This is a genomic window from Corynebacterium sp. KPL4035, from assembly GCF_037908325.1.
Taxonomy (GTDB): Bacteria; Actinomycetota; Actinomycetes; order Mycobacteriales; family Mycobacteriaceae; genus Corynebacterium; species Corynebacterium kefirresidentii.
The window spans coordinates 32150-48651 of record NZ_JBBMGF010000003.1; the positions used below are offsets into that span (position 1 = coordinate 32150).

A 16502-nucleotide genomic window follows, 5' to 3' on the forward strand; every position below is an offset into this window, starting at 1 on the left:
CCACAATGTAGTAGGTAGACTGCGCATCATCCGATACCCCTGATGAGCATGAAAACGCCGGTTAGGTGGGCGGCGAGTGGCAAGCTGGCGGCAATAGCTAGGGACTCGATGCGCTCAAACCAAGCGATGGTGGTGGGCTCTAGCCCCGCCACCTTGGACGCCCACAGCGGGGCGCTAATCATAGCGATGAGAACGAGACTGGAAATCAAGGCCGGTGCCCAAGCATGTGCAAGCCCGGAATCTACTATCGCGTGGGTGGCACAGAGACAAGTAGCCAGGCACGCGGCAATTGCCAAAACCATGAGTGCCCAACTGGCTAGCGCACGACCGTGCCGGGAGGCGTGCATCATTACGGCACCCGCGGAAGTAACACAGAGTGCTTGGACGAAGCCCGCGCCGGAGCCCTCTGTTCCAAAAAGCACCGAAATGTACTCGGTGAGAGAATCAGGCGCGCCATGGGTCGGTGATAGAGCCGGACCACTGCCTGTAAACGAGAGAGCGATGAGCGCCGGAATAAGACAGAGTGACAGGCCGCAGCACATTCCCTCGTAGGCGCTGCTGGCGCGGCACGCGCGGCTATCGACATCCGGCTGGCTAGCATCGGATACCGCAAGATCTTGGCCGGCCGTGGGCAGCTGCGGAACCTCGAGGCCAGCAGTAGCAATGCTCAATGCAGGGGCAGTGGCCAGCATAATAATGCCGGCGATGATGACACAGGCAGCGGCCGCCGTACCGTGGCTGGCGTGTAGCCCTGCCCTTGGTCCGGGCAGCAGATACCCCAATGCCGCGATGAAGATGAGAGCCGAGACAGTGAGTGCCGCAGAGCTGGTGCGAACCGTGCTTAACCCGGTGACGTGGCAAGCAAGTAGCACGATGAGCAGGGTGAAACAGGCGGTAAATGCGGCAAACGGCGCCTCATCCAGCGAGGGCGAAATTATCACCCAGCCGCACGCCATGCTGGCCACCAAGCTAAGGTGCACCAGCGACAGGACACGGATCCACAGGGCGAGCAAAAGCGCTCCTGCGGCCAGCGCCGCCCACGCCGTAAGGGGAAGGGTGCTAACCCAGAGCAAAGCGAAGGCGGCAAGTAGCCCTCCCCACGCCCAAACAACAGGAAGGGCAGCGGTAGTATCCTCCTCGGCCGCGGCGGCAAGCGATTCTGCTGCATCTCGAATCACCGGCGCAGGGCGGCGCTCGCGCGGACTAATAACCAGGATGGCGCCTTCGGTAAGTGGAGTGGCGGCCAGCGGGGCGGTGAGATCGATAGCGCGGCCAGAAACAGTACTGGCGCGCCAGGGCTCGGAAATCGTGGGCGCATCCACTAAGTCCGTGATTTCAGCCAAAAGCTCGCCCACGCTGGAACTCAACGGTAGTGCCACGTCCGCCTCTTTGTGGAATGTACCGGCGTGAATGCGGATGGTAAGGCGCAGGTGGTGCGCTGTAGCAGTAGTCATTATTCCCCCGAAAGTCAATGGATTGTGGGCGTCCCCCTTGCCCAATGCCACATATTGTGGCTTACTAGTGGCGACGTGTCCACCGCAGCGCGGGGAATCTTGGCAGGGGGCTAAGGGCGCTGGCGCGTGGCTCGGGGGAGGTTACCTAAGCATGCTTGGGATCGGGGATACCCGTGTAATTGAGCCGTTGACCATGCCATTGCGGGATGCTGCACCGCCGCTGCCTGCCGGGAGCATTGAGGCCGAGGAGGTCCCAGAGGCAGTACGCCCACAACCGGTACCGCTGGTGCGGCTGCTTCTTCCGGTGGTGATGATTGCGGCGATGCTTGGCATGGTCGCCCTTATGGTGCTTGGTGCGGGAGATTCCCGGCAGATAAGCCCGATGGCCTTGATGTTTCCGCTGATGATGCTGGCGAGCATGGCCATGATGTTTGGGCCCAATAACAGCGGGCAGGATCCTGATGAAACCCGACGCACCTACCTGCGCCACATCAAAGCCTTACGGGAAAAGGCCCTATGCAACGCTTCTGCGCAGCGCGCACATGAGAACTATCGCCACCCCGCACCGGAAGAGCTAAGTGCACTGATAGGCTCGCGTCGCATGTGGGAGCGCGGCCCCGATGACTCAGACGCCCTCGAGGTACGCGTAGGAACTGGGCCTACCACGCTGTGCACTCCCATCAACGTGCCGGATTCTGGAGCCACCGAGGACTTAGACCCAGTGTGCGCAGTGAGCATGCGCCAGACCATCAAAGCGGTGGGTACCGTGCCCGATATGCCGGTGGTTATTCAATTGCAGGCTTTTCGCTTTCTTTCTGTTTCCGGTACGGCGTCGACGCGAGGTGAAGAGCCTGCGGATCCCGCCCGCGATATGGTGCGCGCTATGGTCCTCCAGATGGCATTGGCGCATGGCCCAGAAGCTTGCGGCATTGAAGCTCGTGGTGGGCAGTGGGAATGGCTAAAGTGGCTGCCCCACGCTCGCACGCCGGAGAAGGCACGCTTTCGCATTCTCATTGTCGACGGCGTGCTGACAACGGGAACCGAGGATTTTTTCCACGATGATTCCTACACCACCATCATCGAGGTCGCAGGGGCGCCGTCTTCGGCGCTGGGGGTACGTGCCGAGCACGAAGGCCTAAGCCTGGTGGCAGGGGACCACTTGCAGGTAGTCACCGCAGCCGGGGTGGAAGAACTAGGGGCTCCCGATGGAATGAGCGTGGCCGCTGCGACATTGCTTGCGCGCAGCATGGCTTCCTTTCGCCGGCCCGATAGCACCTCTGGCCGCCATGGAAGTGACCTCATGGGCCTTTTAGGCTATCGCGATGTGGAGGAGCTAGCGGCCAGCGGCATGTGGCATGGCCGAGAAGGCTCGGCGCGCCTCATGGTGCCCATCGGCATCGATACGGTCGGCCAACCCGTCACGGTGGATCTTAAGGAATCTGCGCACGGCGGCATGGGCCCGCATGGCTTGTGCATTGGGGCTACCGGCAGCGGCAAGTCAGAGCTCCTACGCACCCTCGTCACCGCGCTTGCGGCTACCCATAGCCCGGACGAGCTGAACCTCGTACTGGTGGATTTTAAAGGCGGTGCTACTTTCTTAGGATGTGACCACCTGCCGCATACCTCTGCGGTGATTACTAACTTGGAAGAGGAATCTACGCTGGTAGAGCGCATGTACGATGCCATCTCCGGCGAGATGAACCGCCGCCAGGAGTTGTTGCGCACCGCCGGAAACTTCGCCAACGTCAGCGAGTACAACGCCTCCGCCGCCGCAGTACGCGAGCACGGGCCACTGCCCGCCTTGGTCATTGTTGTTGACGAGTTCTCGGAGCTTTTGGGCCAGCACCCTGATTTTGCGGAACTTTTCGTTGCCGTTGGCCGCTTGGGGCGCAGTCTCCACGTGCACCTGCTTTTAGCCTCTCAAAGACTTGAAGAAGGCCGGTTGCGGGGGCTGGATTCCCACCTGTCCTACCGAATCGGGCTAAAAACCTTCTCTTCGGCGGAATCCCGTCAAGTATTGGGCGTGACCGATGCCTACCATTTGCCCGGCCAACCCGGCGCGGGCTACCTCAAGTCTGATGCCGAGGCGTTGATTCGTTTCCAAGCCTCCTATGTTTCTGGGCCCGTGCCGCGCCGGGCGATAGCTGAAGCTCATGGGGACGGACCCGCCGCAGCCCGCGGCCGCGTGCAGTTCTTTCGAGGTTGGGCAGAGGAGGAAGAAAGCACTAGCCCTGTGGTTGTTCTCGATGACACCACCACTGTGCTTAGCGAGGTCGTGCGTGCCGCGGCAGAAGAAGCCCGATTGCGTGATCAATCGGCGCACCGTATCTGGCTGCCGCCGCTACCACCGGTCATTGAGCTATCTGCATTACCCGGACTGTCTAGCGGAGCGGACGTGGGCGCCTCGTCGTTTGTTGCAGGTAACGGGACGCTGCTGGCTCCCGTCGGCATTATCGATAGGCCGTATTATCAACGTCAAGATGAACTGATAATTGATTTCCACCAGCACGGCGGGCACATGGCCCTATGCGGCGGCCCGCAGTCAGGAAAATCAAGTGCGCTGCGCACCATCGTCTCGGCTCTGGCGCTACGGCATAGCCCCAAGGCGGCACGCTTCTACGTCATCGATTTGGGTGGCGGTCAGCTAGCGTCTTTGGAGAGACTTCCCCACGTTGCCGGAGTTGCTGGGCGAGATGAAGGGGAAAAGGTGCGGCGAATCGTGGACGAAGTAGCCGGCTTTATTCGCCGCCCGGAACAGTGCGCAACCTTCCTCGTTATCGATGGCTGGCACCACATTGGCACCTCCAATGCAGAGTTTGAAGACATAGCGGAGAAAGTTACAGAGATCGTCGCCGATGGCGCCTCTGCCCACGTACATGTCATCATTGCCACCTCGCGGTGGACCACGATGCGCCCCGCCATTCGCGATCTCATAGCCAACCGACTTGAGCTGCGTCTTGGTGAGTCCTTGGATTCGCTAATTGACCGCAAGTTGCAGCAGAAGCTACCCAGCGCGCCGGGCCGCGGGCTTACCTTGGCCGGAGAGAATTTGCTTTTGGCTCGCACATCAAACCAGGACATCGCCCACATTTGCCGCGTTCATGCCGCAGCCGATCCAGTTCCGCAACTCAAGATGCTGCCCGCGGTACTCACCCCGTCTGCCCTTGCTACTCAAGGGAACGTTCCCGACGGCGAGATCGCCTGGGGTATCGGCGGACGGGATCTCGATCCGCTGACGTGGAATCCATCGCGCGAGCCGCATCTAGTGGCCATAGGAGCGCAGGGTTGCGGCAAGTCCACCTTCTTGGCGCAGATAATGCGCGGCATCAGCGCCTTCGCGCGGGAAGACGCTCGCCTTGTGGTCATCGACCAGCGGCGGGCTCACTTAGGAACCTTGAACCAAGACATGGTTGCCGCTTATGCCGCAACGCAGACAAGTGCACAAGAGACCATTCTCGATACTGTCCGGACACTGGAATCCCGCCTGCCGGGCCCGGATATTACCCCAGCGCAGCTCGCCGCACGAGACTGGTGGGAGGGCCCAGATATCTACTTAGTCATCGACGATGCGGACCTGCTGAGCGATATTGCCCTTTCACCGCTCCTGGAGCTACTCCCGCACGCCCGCGACATTGGCTTGCATCTCATCGTCGCTCGCAAGTCTGGTGGCATTGGCCGCGCCCTTTTCGGCCAATTCTTCTCTGCAGTGCGCGATCTTCAACCAGCGTTGCTGCTTTTCGACGCCGACCGGGACGAAGGCACCATCTTTGGCCTTAAACCCAGCCAACAACCACCCGGTCGCGGTCAGTGGAGCATCCGCGGTGAAAACCTTGGTGTCGCCCAAGTGGTGTACCCAGAAGGAGAGAAGTAAATGACCACCAACCTCAGCGCGAATTCGCACACCGACGCCCCAATCACTGACGGTGGGGAGACTAACGCCGTACCAATTACCGTCACGATCCTGGACGCGGTCACCATTTTTGAAGGGCCTGATTCGGTATACCGCTACGACCTGCCGGGTACCGGCATCGTGGAAGGTTGGGCTTTGGGCCAGGTCATGGATCAGATTTCAAAGTTGGCCGGACCGTCCTGGCCCGACGTGGAAGCTTGCGTGGTGGCAGACTCGTCCGGCACGGACATTGCGCAGGAAGCCACCACCATCGTCAGCCGGCAATTGGAAGTCACCGGGGTGCGGCTCATTGACCCAGAACCAGCTATCTCCTCGTTAGCTACGTCAACCTCATTTGGAACCCCTACTCATCCGGCTACGGAGATTGCGGAACCAGCTTCTCCCACCAGAGTGATGGAAGCGCCAGCCTATGATGAGCCAGTAACACCAAGCTGGTCCGACCGGCTGCGCGGTTGGCTCGGGGCTATTGATATCTTCCACCTCGCAATTGCAGTGGTCAGTATTGCCGTTGCCGGAGCTTCCTGGTGGGCTATCGGCGCACGAGATTCAGCAGACAGTGATGCCGCCTCAGGTGATTCCCGCCCACAACCACGCGCTGCAGAGCCGAGCCGCGATACCGCGGTGGAATCCGTACCCAACTCGCCAGAGTCTGGTGCCACGGGTGCTGCAGAACCGGGTGGTGATGAATTACATCCGGGAGAAAAGCGCTTAGATATTGAGGGAATGTCTGTGGTCGTTCCCACCGGGTTTCATACCAAGGTAGAAGATGGGTTGGTTACCGCCACCGGGGAGGATCCGAACCTGCGTATCCTATTGGCGGCGGATGAAATGTTTAACGTTCCGGCGGATGCACTTTTTAAAGAAATCCGCGCGCAGGTCGACGAAGACCCGGCGCTACGCGATGCTACCGATAAGGCCGGGCGCCTGAGCTATACCGAAGACCCAGGGGACGGCTCTTTGGTGGAGTGGACTACCTGGGAAGACCGTGGGCATCAGATGTCTGTGGGGTGCCATACCCGCCACAATTCCAATGCTGTCCAAAAGGCAGCCTGCCGCATGGCTACGGAAAGCCTGGTCAAAAAATAGTCTTAAAAACTTTGTCCCAGACGGGAACCGTTTGGCAGAAAGTTCAGTCCAATAAAGGTGAGAAAGCACAGATGCTTTTTCGGGGGAATATACACAATCTCATCCGCCCTAAGGAGGGCGCACTCTTATGTCTCAGACTTTCAAGACACAAGCCGATGTCATGGTTGCCACCGCCGGCAAAGTCGATAACACCAATGATGAAGTCCAAGGCGAGCTCACCCGCCTGCAGGGAGTCGTCGACTCTGTGCGCGGAAGCTGGGTAGGCCAAGCCCAGGTCTCCTTCGATGACCTGATGCAGCGTTACAACACCTCTGCACAACAGCTGCGCGAGGCATTGGCCTCTATCTCTGACAATATCCGCAGCAACGCCCACAACTTCGACAACGTGGAAGCAGAAAACGCCCAGGCATTCTCCAATGTTGGTGGCGGCCTCGCCCTCTAAACCGCACTGCACAGTTCTCTAGTCCACTGACCAAAACCTATAGATTCACAGAAGGGAATCCACCACCACATGTCCGAGATCAAGTACGAATTCGGTGCCATTTCTTCCGCCGCAGCTGATATCAACGCCACCTCAGGTCGCATCAACAGCACCTTGGCAGACCTGAAGGCGCGGCTGCAGCCGATGGTGAGCACTTGGGAGGGCGAGTCCGCAGTGGCTTATAACCAGGCACAGGCCAAGTGGGACAAGGCATCTCAGGAACTCAATACCGTGCTCGCGACCATCTCCAAGACCGTCTCCCAGGGCAATGATGCAATGAGTGACGTTAATCGTCGCGCCGCCGCAAGCTGGGGTTAAATCCGCGCCCCGCCTGCACTATTTCAGGCTGTCTTGGCCGAGCCTGCGGTGCCACTGACCACACCCGAGTGGCAGGAGGCGGACGCAGCCGCAGTCTTGGCAAAAGATTGCAGCGTGAGCACTTTTTGACCAATACCTCTTTTCCTCTCTTCCACCTTTTCAAGTCGTACCTTTCTAGTCCACACCCACGAGCCGGTACCTTCCGTTTGAGCCGCGGAAGGTACCGGTTTCGGCGTTTTGGTTTTCGAGCAGGTGAGCAAGTAGGGTAGGAGACCTATGTGTTCGCTCGTCGGCTAGCAGCTGGCGAAGCGCTCCCTGCAGGTCTCCACCGGCCGCTGTACGGGAGTGGATGGATGCTTAGCGCTGGCCGGCAGTTCCGAGACAGACTTTCAAGGAGTCAAATTGTCTACTTTCCACCCAAAGAGCGGTGACATCACCCGCAAGTGGTACGTCATCGACGCTACTGATGTGGTGCTGGGCAAGCTCGCTTCCACCGTTGCAGACCTGCTGCGCGGCAAGCACAAGCCACAGTTCGCACCGAACGTTGACGCTGGTGACCACGTCATCATCCTCAACGCTGACAAGATCCACGTTTCTTCCGTTAAGCGCGGCCGCGAGATGCGCTACCGTCACTCCGGCTACCCGGGCGGCCTGAAGTCCATGACCCTGGGTCAGTCTTTGGACGCCAACCCGGTTCGCGTTATCGAAGAAGCCGTTGCCGGCATGATGCCGCACAACAAGCTCTCCCGCGCTTCCATCAAGAAGCTGCACGTCTTCGCAGGCGAAGAGCACCCGTACGCCGGCCAGAAGCCGGAAACCTTCGAGTTTAAGCAGGTGGCACAGTAATGTCTGAGCAGAACATCGACAACAACGTAGCCGACGCTGCTGACATCGCTGCAGCAAGCGCCGCTACCGAAGAGTTCACCAACACCATCGGTGATTCCATCGCACCGGCCGAGACCGAAGAGGTTGAGGCTGCCGCTCCGGTACACGAGGGCCCGATCCAGACCGTCGGACGCCGTAAGCGCGCCGTCGCTCGTGTTCGCCTCGTTGCTGGCTCCGGCCAGATCGTGGTTAACGGCCGCGAGTTCGGCGAGTACTTCCCGAACAAGCTGCACCAGCAGGACATCCTGTTGCCGCTTACCCTGCTGGAGCGCGAGAACCAGTTCGACCTCAAGGTCACCGTCAACGGCGGCGGCCCAACCGGTCAGGCTGGCGCCCTGCGTCTGGCTATCGCTCGTGCACTGAACATCTACAACCCAGGTGACCGCACCGCCCTCAAGAAGGCTGGTCTGCTCACCCGTGATGCTCGTGCAGTTGAGCGTAAGAAGGCTGGTCTGCACAAGGCACGTCGCGCACCGCAGTACTCCAAGCGTTAATCTCGCTTCTACTGCGCGCGCAAACGCCGAGAATGCCGCTGCTTCCCTTTTGGAGGAGGCGGCTTTCGTCGTTTTATGGAAGCGCGGGTGGAAGGAATATTGCTCAACCTGTCGATAAACCAAAAGCTTGATTTCGCCTAAACTGCCCCAACATGCAATCGCTGGGCACAGGCATGCATAATTGACTGCATGACTCGACTTTTTGGAACCGATGGCGTTCGCGGCCTCGCGAACAAGAAGCTGACTCCGATTCTGGCCTTGCAACTAGGCCAGGCCGCTGCGGAGGTATTCACCGCCCAGCGGGAATCCTATGAGCGTCGGCCGTTGGCCATTATTGGTCGCGACCCGCGCGTTTCCGGCGAGATGCTGGATGCGGCGATTGCCTCCGGTTTGGCCTCCCGCGGCGTTGACGTGGTGCGCGTGGGCGTGTTGCCGACCCCGGCGATTGCCTACCTGACGGATGATTATGGCGCGGATCTCGGCGTAATGATTTCTGCCTCCCACAACCCTATGCCGGATAACGGCATTAAGTTCTTCTCCGCCGGCGGCAAGAAGCTACCGGACGAAATAGAAGACAAGATTCAGGCCACTATGGAAAACCTCACTGAAGACGGCCCGACTGGCACCAAGTTGGGGCGCATCATTTCGGAGGCGCCAGACGGACGCGAGCGCTACCTCAACCATTTAAAGGAAGTGGTCTCCACGGATTTGAGCGGCATCAAGGTGGTCGTAGATACCGCCAATGGTGCGGCCTCCAAGGTTGCTCCCATCGCCTATGAGGCGGCCGGGGCTGAGGTTATTGCTATCCACAATGAGCCGAACGCCTTTAATATCAATGAGGACTGCGGTTCGACGCATATTGAAAAGGCACAGGCGGCCGTCGTCGAGCATGGCGCCGATTTGGGCCTGGCCCACGATGGTGACGCCGACCGTTGCTTGGCTGTGGACGCCGAGGGCAATGTGATTGACGGCGACCAGATTATGGCGCTGTTGGCCGTGGGCATGAAGGATGATAATGACCTGCGCTATAACACCTTGGTAGCAACCGTGATGTCCAACCTAGGCCTGAAGCTGGCGATGCAGGAACAAGGCATCGAGGTGCGTCACACCGCAGTAGGCGACCGCTATGTTCTAGAAGAGCTCAACCGCGGCGATTTCTCCTTGGGCGGCGAGCAGTCCGGCCACGTGGTGTTGACGGATGATTGCACGACCGGCGACGGCACCCTTACCGGCCTGTCTATCATGGCGCGCATGGCCAAGTCCGGGAAGTCCCTAAAGGAATTAGCATCGGTAATGACCGTGCTACCGCAGGTGCTCATCAACGTGCCGGTTTCTGATAAGGGCGTCATCATGGATGCCCCCGAAGTACAAGAAGCCATCGCTCAGGCCGAGGAAGAACTCGGCGAGACCGGCCGCGTCCTGCTGCGACCTTCCGGCACCGAGGAAGTTTTCCGCGTCATGGTAGAGGCTGCGGACAAGGAGCAGGCCCGCAAGGTTGCAGGGAGGCTTTCCGCCATCGTTTCTTCGGTCTAGAGTCACCGCTTAGTGTGGAAGATTTTTATAATCCGAGGGAACCATTTGGCGCAATCCCCAGTCCAATGAAGGTGAGAACTTTTACCGCATATGGATTTGGGGGAATACACAAGTGTCTGAGGTTTTTCTTCGCCCCTTGGAGGCGATGTCCGCACTACGGCAGGTCGTAGCCGATAACGACGAGCAACGCGATGCCCACCGGGCCGAGGTACCGGATTTTCCGGTGGCCGCGGCTGGACGCAATTTTGGCGGCCACGGTGAGCGCATTCGTGATGTCTTGGCGCGCATCCATGAGCGCGGCGGGCAGAGGTTGGATAATTTATCCGCCACCGCCCACGCCGCTCATGAACAGGTGCGCGCCTTAGCCGTTTTTGATGAGTCCTTTGGCAGCTCCTTTGCACGCGGTAGGGAGGCTGGCAGCAAGTGAGTACGCTGACAAAATCCCTGTTGGGGGACTACTCTAACGCTATTTCTCAATTCCAATTCGCCTGCCTGGGCAGCTACTCGGGCCCCAGCATGCCGATGAATCTACTAGGAGAGTTAGTCGGTGCGGTTGATGGCATTGCGCCCGAAAATTTGGTGAAAAATACCGTTGCGGCCGTGGGCGGCAATCGCCCGAAGGGAGGCGGTGCTGGACTAGCGGGCTATTTGCAGCAGGATGATTCCGAGGTTGCTCAGGGCGCCATGCGTGAGCACCTGTGCGGCGTGCAGGAAGACTTCGACATTGACCGCCAAGATGCCGCACATCTGACTAGCTCGGCGGAGCAGTGCTCAGGCGCTATTGCTGACGTCGTTGATGTCTCTGACACGGCCCTTACCGAGCTCGTCTCTGCGGTCATCCCACTGTTAAATATTTTGTCCATGGTCGCCACCAAACACCCTTTAGCCAGGTTCATCATCCCGATTCTTTCCACGATCGGGGGGCAAATTATTGAGGAGACAAATCACAATATCGCCAGCACCTGCCGCGACCGCGATGATGCGATCGAATCCTGTTATAGCGAGTTCGAATCGCGCTGTGAGTGCGTCTGTGAGCGCCCATTGCCAGAAGAATCTCCGAAGCCGGCGAAGCCTACAGATGATGCCTGCCCCGCACCAGTAGAAAAGTGCCCGGATACCCCAGCTCCCACCAAGCCGATGCCGAAGGAAGAGTGCCCGCCTCCGCAGTCCACCGAGCCTGCCCAAGTGGAGTGCCCACCAGAGTCCAAGCCCATGCCAGAGCCTGACTCCAAGCCGGAATCACACCATGCCACTTCCAAGCCGCCACAACCGACGCCTCTTTCACTAACGCCTACTCCACCTGAGGCATGCCCTGCACCGGAGCCTGCAGCCGAGACGGAAATGCACACGGAGACCTCATCAGAGCATGGTGCTGGGTGCCACTGCTGTGAGTGCACCGAGCAGTCAAACACCGAGCGGACAGTACAGCCGGAGTGCGAAGTAGGGACCACTAAGCCAGCACAGGCGGAGATCATTCCGCCGCAGGAGCCGCCAGAACAGCCGGAGCGGGTAGAAGAGCCATGTCCCGAGCCAGAAGCTAATCCAGAGCCGAAGCTCAAGCCAGAAATGGATACCGAACCCGCTTCTGAACCGGGCACAAGCGAGGAACCTCTGTGCCCAGACAATACCGCGGAGAGTACTGAAGAATGCGTGGATAAGAGCCAAGCCAGCTCAGGAGGCTGTGAGATCGAATCCTCCTGTAGCGGTAGCCTCGGCCTGGTCGGAGCCGGAATCGCATTGGTGGGCGTGGGCCTCATTGTGGAAGGCGCTGCACAGTGCTTGGAGAACATGTCCGAACTGGATTGTCCGGTGCAAGAACCCGAACCCGAGACTGTAGATGAGCCGGAGCCTGATCCCTGCCCTGAGCCTAAGCCAGAGCCCGAACCGGAGCCTTGCCCTGAACCTGAACCGACTGGTGATGACGGAGTCATAACACCGCCCCCAGAGCTGTCTCAGGTAGAGGAGCCAACGCCGCCACCGGAAAAGGTGGCGCACCTCCAAGCCGCCGGTCCAGCGGAGGCCCCGGCACCGGCTTCTGAGCCAGCACCTGAGCAGGGCCCAGCACCGAGCCAGGCACCGGACCCAGCACCTGTACCGGATCCAGCGCCAGCGCCACAGCAGGAGGCGGCACCCGCGCCAGAAGAACCATCCATTAAGGCACGAAAGGCAGGGCAGTGGTAATGAATAATGATTTCGCAGAGTTTGCGCAGGGCTTTCGAGAAAGGACGGCTAAACGCTTGCTGGAATTTGAAAAAACGCTGGCGAAAGCGCAAGACGAGCTTGAAAAATCCGCGGATAAGGCCATGCAGGAGGCACGGAGGGAGAAGGGGCAAGTGGGGCGTCGACAAGCAGCGGCGCCCAGGCCCCGATATGGCGCTGCCCCGGCGCGTTCACGAAACGCGTCGGGGCAGGTGCAATCAGTGCTGCGGCGGGGCTAAAGCCTTAGGCGTCGCGGGTTACGCCGGCGCGCTCGGCCAGGTCTTCGCCTACCAGGCTTTCTACCTTCTTCGCGCTTGCCTCTGGATCTGCAAAGGCGGCGTAGGTGGAATCATCATTTAGGGTGGCCAGCAGGAAGCCGGTGAGCAAACCGCGGGTGATTTCGGTAGGGCCGGACTGGAAAGCAGCCGTTCCGATGGCCAACTTGCGCAGGCGATCCTCGGTAAAACCAGCCTGGCTACCCTTGTCGATGGCGCGGAAGCACACCGGGCCACGCCAGTTATAGGCCAGCTTGGCGGGGTTGCCAGCATTGAAGATGTCTTCTTGGCCGGAACCGATGACTAGGCCCGGGGTGTCAATGCGGCGGGCAGCCTGCACCGCAGAGGGGGAGGTGACCGAGGGGTAAATAGCGGCGACGGCGGCGACTTTCTTATTGTCCAAGGCCCCAAGCACGGCGGTGCCACCGCCCATGCCGTGGCCAATCATGCCGAGCTTGCCCGGGGAGACCGTAATGTTTCCGGAGCCTAGCTTTACCCCGGCGGCAATCTGCAACGCGGATTCCATATCCGCAGCTAGGTTGCGGTGGTCGGGGAAGGGGCCGGTCTCAGAATCGGGGGCTACCACGACGATGCCCCAGCTAGCCAGGTGGCGCAGGGTGGCGTGGTAATCCTTAATTTTGTGCATCCAGTCATGGCCAAAAGCCACCGCGGGCAGGCTCTGGCCCTCCGCGGGGGTATAAACCTTGCCGGTGATTCCGGCATAGTCAAGGTCGCCAACCAAAACTCGGTTGCGGCCACGCTTCGACAACGTTGCTAGATGTTTTTTCAAATTCGCAGACACGCATTCCAGGATAGATGAAGATCACCCGCTAGGCGGGAAAGGGTGCGGGTTTATCTGAGAAAAATCTACGCAGTATCCGGCCGAGGAGCGGGTGTGGCGGCGAGCTTTCCTAAGCCCCTCCTAACTTGCGACGCTAAGCGCAGGGGAGTGCAATGTGTGAACAACTACGTACTCTTTTTCTGGGAAGGCAGGCTGCGGTACATGACTACCGGCGTCGTTGATGTGCAAGAACTTTCTACTCGCTATGGGATGGAGGTAAAGACCGAAGTCATTGACCGCGTGGCACATGCCTCCGATGCCTCGCACTACCTGTACACCCCCAAGGCAGTCATCGAGGCTCGCTCCGCCGAGCATGTGGCGGCCATCTTCCGTGCGGGCCGGCAGCAGAATGTTCCGGTAACTCTGCGCTCCGGTGGCACCTCTCTGGCAGGTCAGGCTTCCGGCGATGGATACCTGGTGGATGTGCGCAAGCACTTCCGCGGTATAGAAGTTCTTGATGAGGGCAAGCGCGTGTGCGTCCAGCCCGGCGCGACGGTGCGTCAGGTCAACGCCCGCCTAGGCCTGCGCAACCGCAAACTGGGGCCGGATCCGGCCAGCGAGTCTGCCTGCACCATCGGCGGCGTGGTGGCTAATAACTCCTCCGGCATGGCCTGCGGCACTGAGCTCAATACGTATAACACTCTGGAATCGCTGACCTTTGTGCTGCCTACCGGCACCGTAATTAACACCGCCGATCCGGATGCAGACCGGCAGTTCCAGGAGCAGGAACCGGAGCTGGTGGACACGCTTATCCGCCTGCAGCGCCGTGTGCGCGATAACCAGGAATCCGTGGATATTATCCGCCGTCACTTCCAGCTGAAAAACACGATGGGCTATGGTCTCAATTCCTTCCTCGACTTTGATAGCCCGGTCAAGCTTTTTGAGCACCTGCTTATCGGTTCGGAAGGAACCCTGGCCTTCATTGCGGAAGCGGTTTTCCGCACGGTGCCGATTTCTAAGCTGACCACCACCACGGTGGCCGTATTTGATGATCTCAGCGCTGCCACCAAGTCCCTGCCGGCACTTTTGGAGACCGGAGCGGCCACCCTGGAGCTGATGAACTCTGCCTCTATTCGCGTCGGTCAAGGCTTTGATAAGGTGCCGCAGGCCATTACCGGTTTCGATGTGGATAAGCAGGCCGCGTTGCTCATTGAGTATCACGCTGATGCCCAAGAGGAATTGCAGGAGAAAGAAAGCAAGGGATCGCAACTCTTGCGCGAATTGCCGCTGCAGTCCCCGGCAGCCTTCTCGGCTGATGCCACAACGCGCACTACCGCTTGGAATTTCCGCAAGGGTCTGTACGCCCAGGTAGCAGAGGCGCGCCCGTCTGGCACGACGGCCCTTTTGGAAGACATCGTCGTGCCCGTCGGCGATCTGGCAGATACTTGTTCTTCGCTGCAGGAACTCTTTGCCCGCTATGGATATGATGATGCCGTCATTTTCGGCCACGCCAAGGACGGCAATATCCACTTCCTGCTTACGGACCGCTTTGAAGGCGATGATGCCATCGGTCGCTATAACGGTTTCAACGAGGGCATGGTGGACTTGGTCCTCTCGGCCGAGGGCAATCTCAAGGCGGAACACGGCACCGGCCGCGCCATGGCGCCGTATGTGCGCCGCCAGTACGGCGATGAGCTCTATGAGGTAATGCAGGAACTCAAGCGGGCCTGCGATCCCACCAACACGATGAACCCCGGCGTCATCTTGGACGATGACCCCGATGCACACATCAAAAACATCAAGCTCAATCCCACCGTGGAAGAGGAAGTAGACCGCTGCGTGGAGTGCGGCTACTGCGAGCCGGTCTGCCCGTCGCGCGACCTCACGCTTACCCCACGCCAACGCATTGTGGTGCGCCGCGCCCGCAAGCGCGCGGAAGAAGCTGGCGATAGCCAACTCGTCGCTGAGCTAGATCGGGCCTACGAGTACATGGGCGTCGAGACCTGCGCCGTGGATTCGATGTGCCGCACTGCCTGCCCAGTAGGCATCGATACCGGCAAGTTCATCAAGCGCTTGCGCCGCGAGGAAGCCCAGCCAGCGCAGCAAAAGCTGTGGGGTGCTGCCGCCAAGAACTGGCAGGTAGTCAGCCAAGGCGCCGGGGTAGCGCTTACCGGCGCGCACCTATTGCCCACCGAGCTAGTCAAAAAGGTTACCGATGTGGGCCGCAGTCTCATCGGTGCCGATAATCTCCCGCAGTACCAGCCAGAGTTGGGCAAGGGCGGCAAGTCCCGCGGCCGCTTGGCCGGCCGCGTAGGTGATCGCTATGCCCAGACCACCGGAATCTATCTGCCCGCCTGCGTGAACACCATGTTCGGCCCGCAAGGCGGCGGCAAGGGTGCTACCGATTCCTTTGTGGCACTCTTGGAGCGCGCCGGGGTCGCGCTGGAGGTTCCGCAGGGCATCGACAAGCTTTGCTGTGGTACACCATGGTCTTCCAAGGGCATGCAGGCCGGCCACGATGCAATGGAGCAGCGCGTGCGCGATATCGTCATGGACGCTACTGATGGTGCGCGCCTGCCGGTTATCGTGGACGCCAGCAGCTGCACCGCTGGCTTTAAAGATATGTTGGAGTCGGTGGGTATCACCGTTATTGACGCCATTAGCTTTACGGCCGATACCTTGCTGCCGCAGCTGGAAGTAAAGAATCCAGTGGCTTCCGTGACTGTGCACCCTACCTGCTCTGCTTTCCAACTGGGCATGATGGATGATGTAGAAAAGGTGGCCCGCGCCGCCGCGGCCGAGGTACACATTCCCACCGAGTGGAATTGCTGTGGCTATGCCGGCGACCGCGGCATGCTTCACCCGGAGCTTACCGCTGCCGCCACCCGCGCCGAAGCGGCACAGGTCAGGGCAATCGGAGCGCAGTATCACGCCTCGACCAACCGCACTTGCGAGCTTGGTCTCACCCGAGCCACCGGCGAGGATTACCACCACATTTTGGAGCTTTTGGAACAGGCATCGCGCTAGTTTTCCCAGCACAGTAGCGGGTGGGGTGCCGTGCCTTGCTTGCCGACGCCCCGCCCGCC

The 16502-nt window shown here is 59.9% G+C and carries 13 protein-coding genes; 11 read left to right on the forward strand and 2 right to left on the reverse strand.

The window, feature by feature from the left end; genetic code table 11:
- Positions 1 to 26: 26 nt before the first annotated feature.
- Entirely contained in the window at positions 27 to 1454 is a 1428-nt protein-coding gene (gene eccD, locus WMP96_RS03735; protein WP_301716794.1) for a type VII secretion integral membrane protein EccD, read from the reverse strand.
- A 151-nt stretch (positions 1455 to 1605) separates the two neighbouring features.
- Here eccD and eccCa point away from each other — a divergent pair, with 151 nt between their 5' ends.
- From eccCa to WMP96_RS03785, 10 genes are all read left to right on the forward strand, one after another.
- Positions 1606 to 5325 carry a type VII secretion protein EccCa gene (gene eccCa / locus WMP96_RS03740; protein WP_340432181.1) on the forward strand — a complete coding sequence of 1240 codons (3720 nt, stop codon included), beginning with the start codon at positions 1606 to 1608 and terminating at the stop codon, positions 5323 to 5325.
- Positions 5326 to 6450, forward strand: coding sequence for a type VII secretion-associated protein (locus WMP96_RS03745; protein WP_301716524.1), 1125 nt, complete (start codon positions 5326 to 5328; stop codon positions 6448 to 6450).
- Between the two features lie 127 nt (positions 6451 to 6577).
- The gene (locus tag WMP96_RS03750) at positions 6578 to 6892 is read left to right on the forward strand and encodes a WXG100 family type VII secretion target (RefSeq protein ID WP_023020602.1); all 315 of its coding nucleotides are present in this window, start codon (positions 6578 to 6580) and stop codon (positions 6890 to 6892) included.
- Between the two features lie 69 nt (positions 6893 to 6961).
- The gene (locus tag WMP96_RS03755) at positions 6962 to 7249 is read left to right on the forward strand and encodes a WXG100 family type VII secretion target (protein WP_005322746.1); all 288 of its coding nucleotides are present in this window, start codon (positions 6962 to 6964) and stop codon (positions 7247 to 7249) included.
- A 402-nt stretch (positions 7250 to 7651) separates the two neighbouring features.
- Positions 7652 to 8095: a 50S ribosomal protein L13 gene (gene rplM / locus WMP96_RS03760; protein ID WP_023020603.1), complete on the forward strand. Its 444-nt coding sequence runs from the start codon at positions 7652 to 7654 to the stop codon at positions 8093 to 8095.
- The gene (gene rpsI, locus WMP96_RS03765; protein WP_023020604.1) at positions 8095 to 8628 is read left to right on the forward strand and encodes a 30S ribosomal protein S9; all 534 of its coding nucleotides are present in this window, start codon (positions 8095 to 8097) and stop codon (positions 8626 to 8628) included. Before rplM ends, rpsI begins: the two co-directional genes overlap by 1 nt.
- Positions 8629 to 8817: 189 nt before the next feature.
- A complete protein-coding gene (gene glmM, locus WMP96_RS03770; RefSeq protein WP_023020606.1) occupies positions 8818 to 10161 on the forward strand; it encodes a phosphoglucosamine mutase in 1344 nt (447 codons plus the stop codon).
- A 112-nt stretch (positions 10162 to 10273) separates the two neighbouring features.
- On the forward strand, positions 10274 to 10588 hold the full coding sequence (locus tag WMP96_RS03775; protein ID WP_340432182.1) for a hypothetical protein: 315 nt from the start codon (positions 10274 to 10276) through the stop codon (positions 10586 to 10588).
- The gene (locus tag WMP96_RS03780) at positions 10585 to 12342 is read left to right on the forward strand and encodes a hypothetical protein (protein ID WP_301716526.1); all 1758 of its coding nucleotides are present in this window, start codon (positions 10585 to 10587) and stop codon (positions 12340 to 12342) included. Before WMP96_RS03775 ends, WMP96_RS03780 begins: the two co-directional genes overlap by 4 nt.
- Positions 12342 to 12599 carry a hypothetical protein gene (locus WMP96_RS03785; protein ID WP_034655755.1) on the forward strand — a complete coding sequence of 86 codons (258 nt, stop codon included), beginning with the start codon at positions 12342 to 12344 and terminating at the stop codon, positions 12597 to 12599. Before WMP96_RS03780 ends, WMP96_RS03785 begins: the two co-directional genes overlap by 1 nt.
- 4 nt (positions 12600 to 12603) lie before the next feature.
- Here the strand turns inward: WMP96_RS03785 and WMP96_RS03790 are convergent, their stop codons facing one another.
- Complete coding sequence (locus WMP96_RS03790) at positions 12604 to 13437, reverse strand: dienelactone hydrolase family protein (RefSeq protein ID WP_023020609.1); 834 nt, start codon at positions 13435 to 13437, stop codon at positions 12604 to 12606.
- Positions 13438 to 13638: 201 nt separating this feature from the next.
- On the opposite strand from WMP96_RS03790, the gene WMP96_RS03795 reads away from it, so the two are divergent.
- On the forward strand, positions 13639 to 16443 hold the full coding sequence (locus WMP96_RS03795) for an FAD-binding and (Fe-S)-binding domain-containing protein (RefSeq protein ID WP_340432246.1): 2805 nt from the start codon (positions 13639 to 13641) through the stop codon (positions 16441 to 16443).
- Positions 16444 to 16502: the final 59 nt, after the last annotated feature.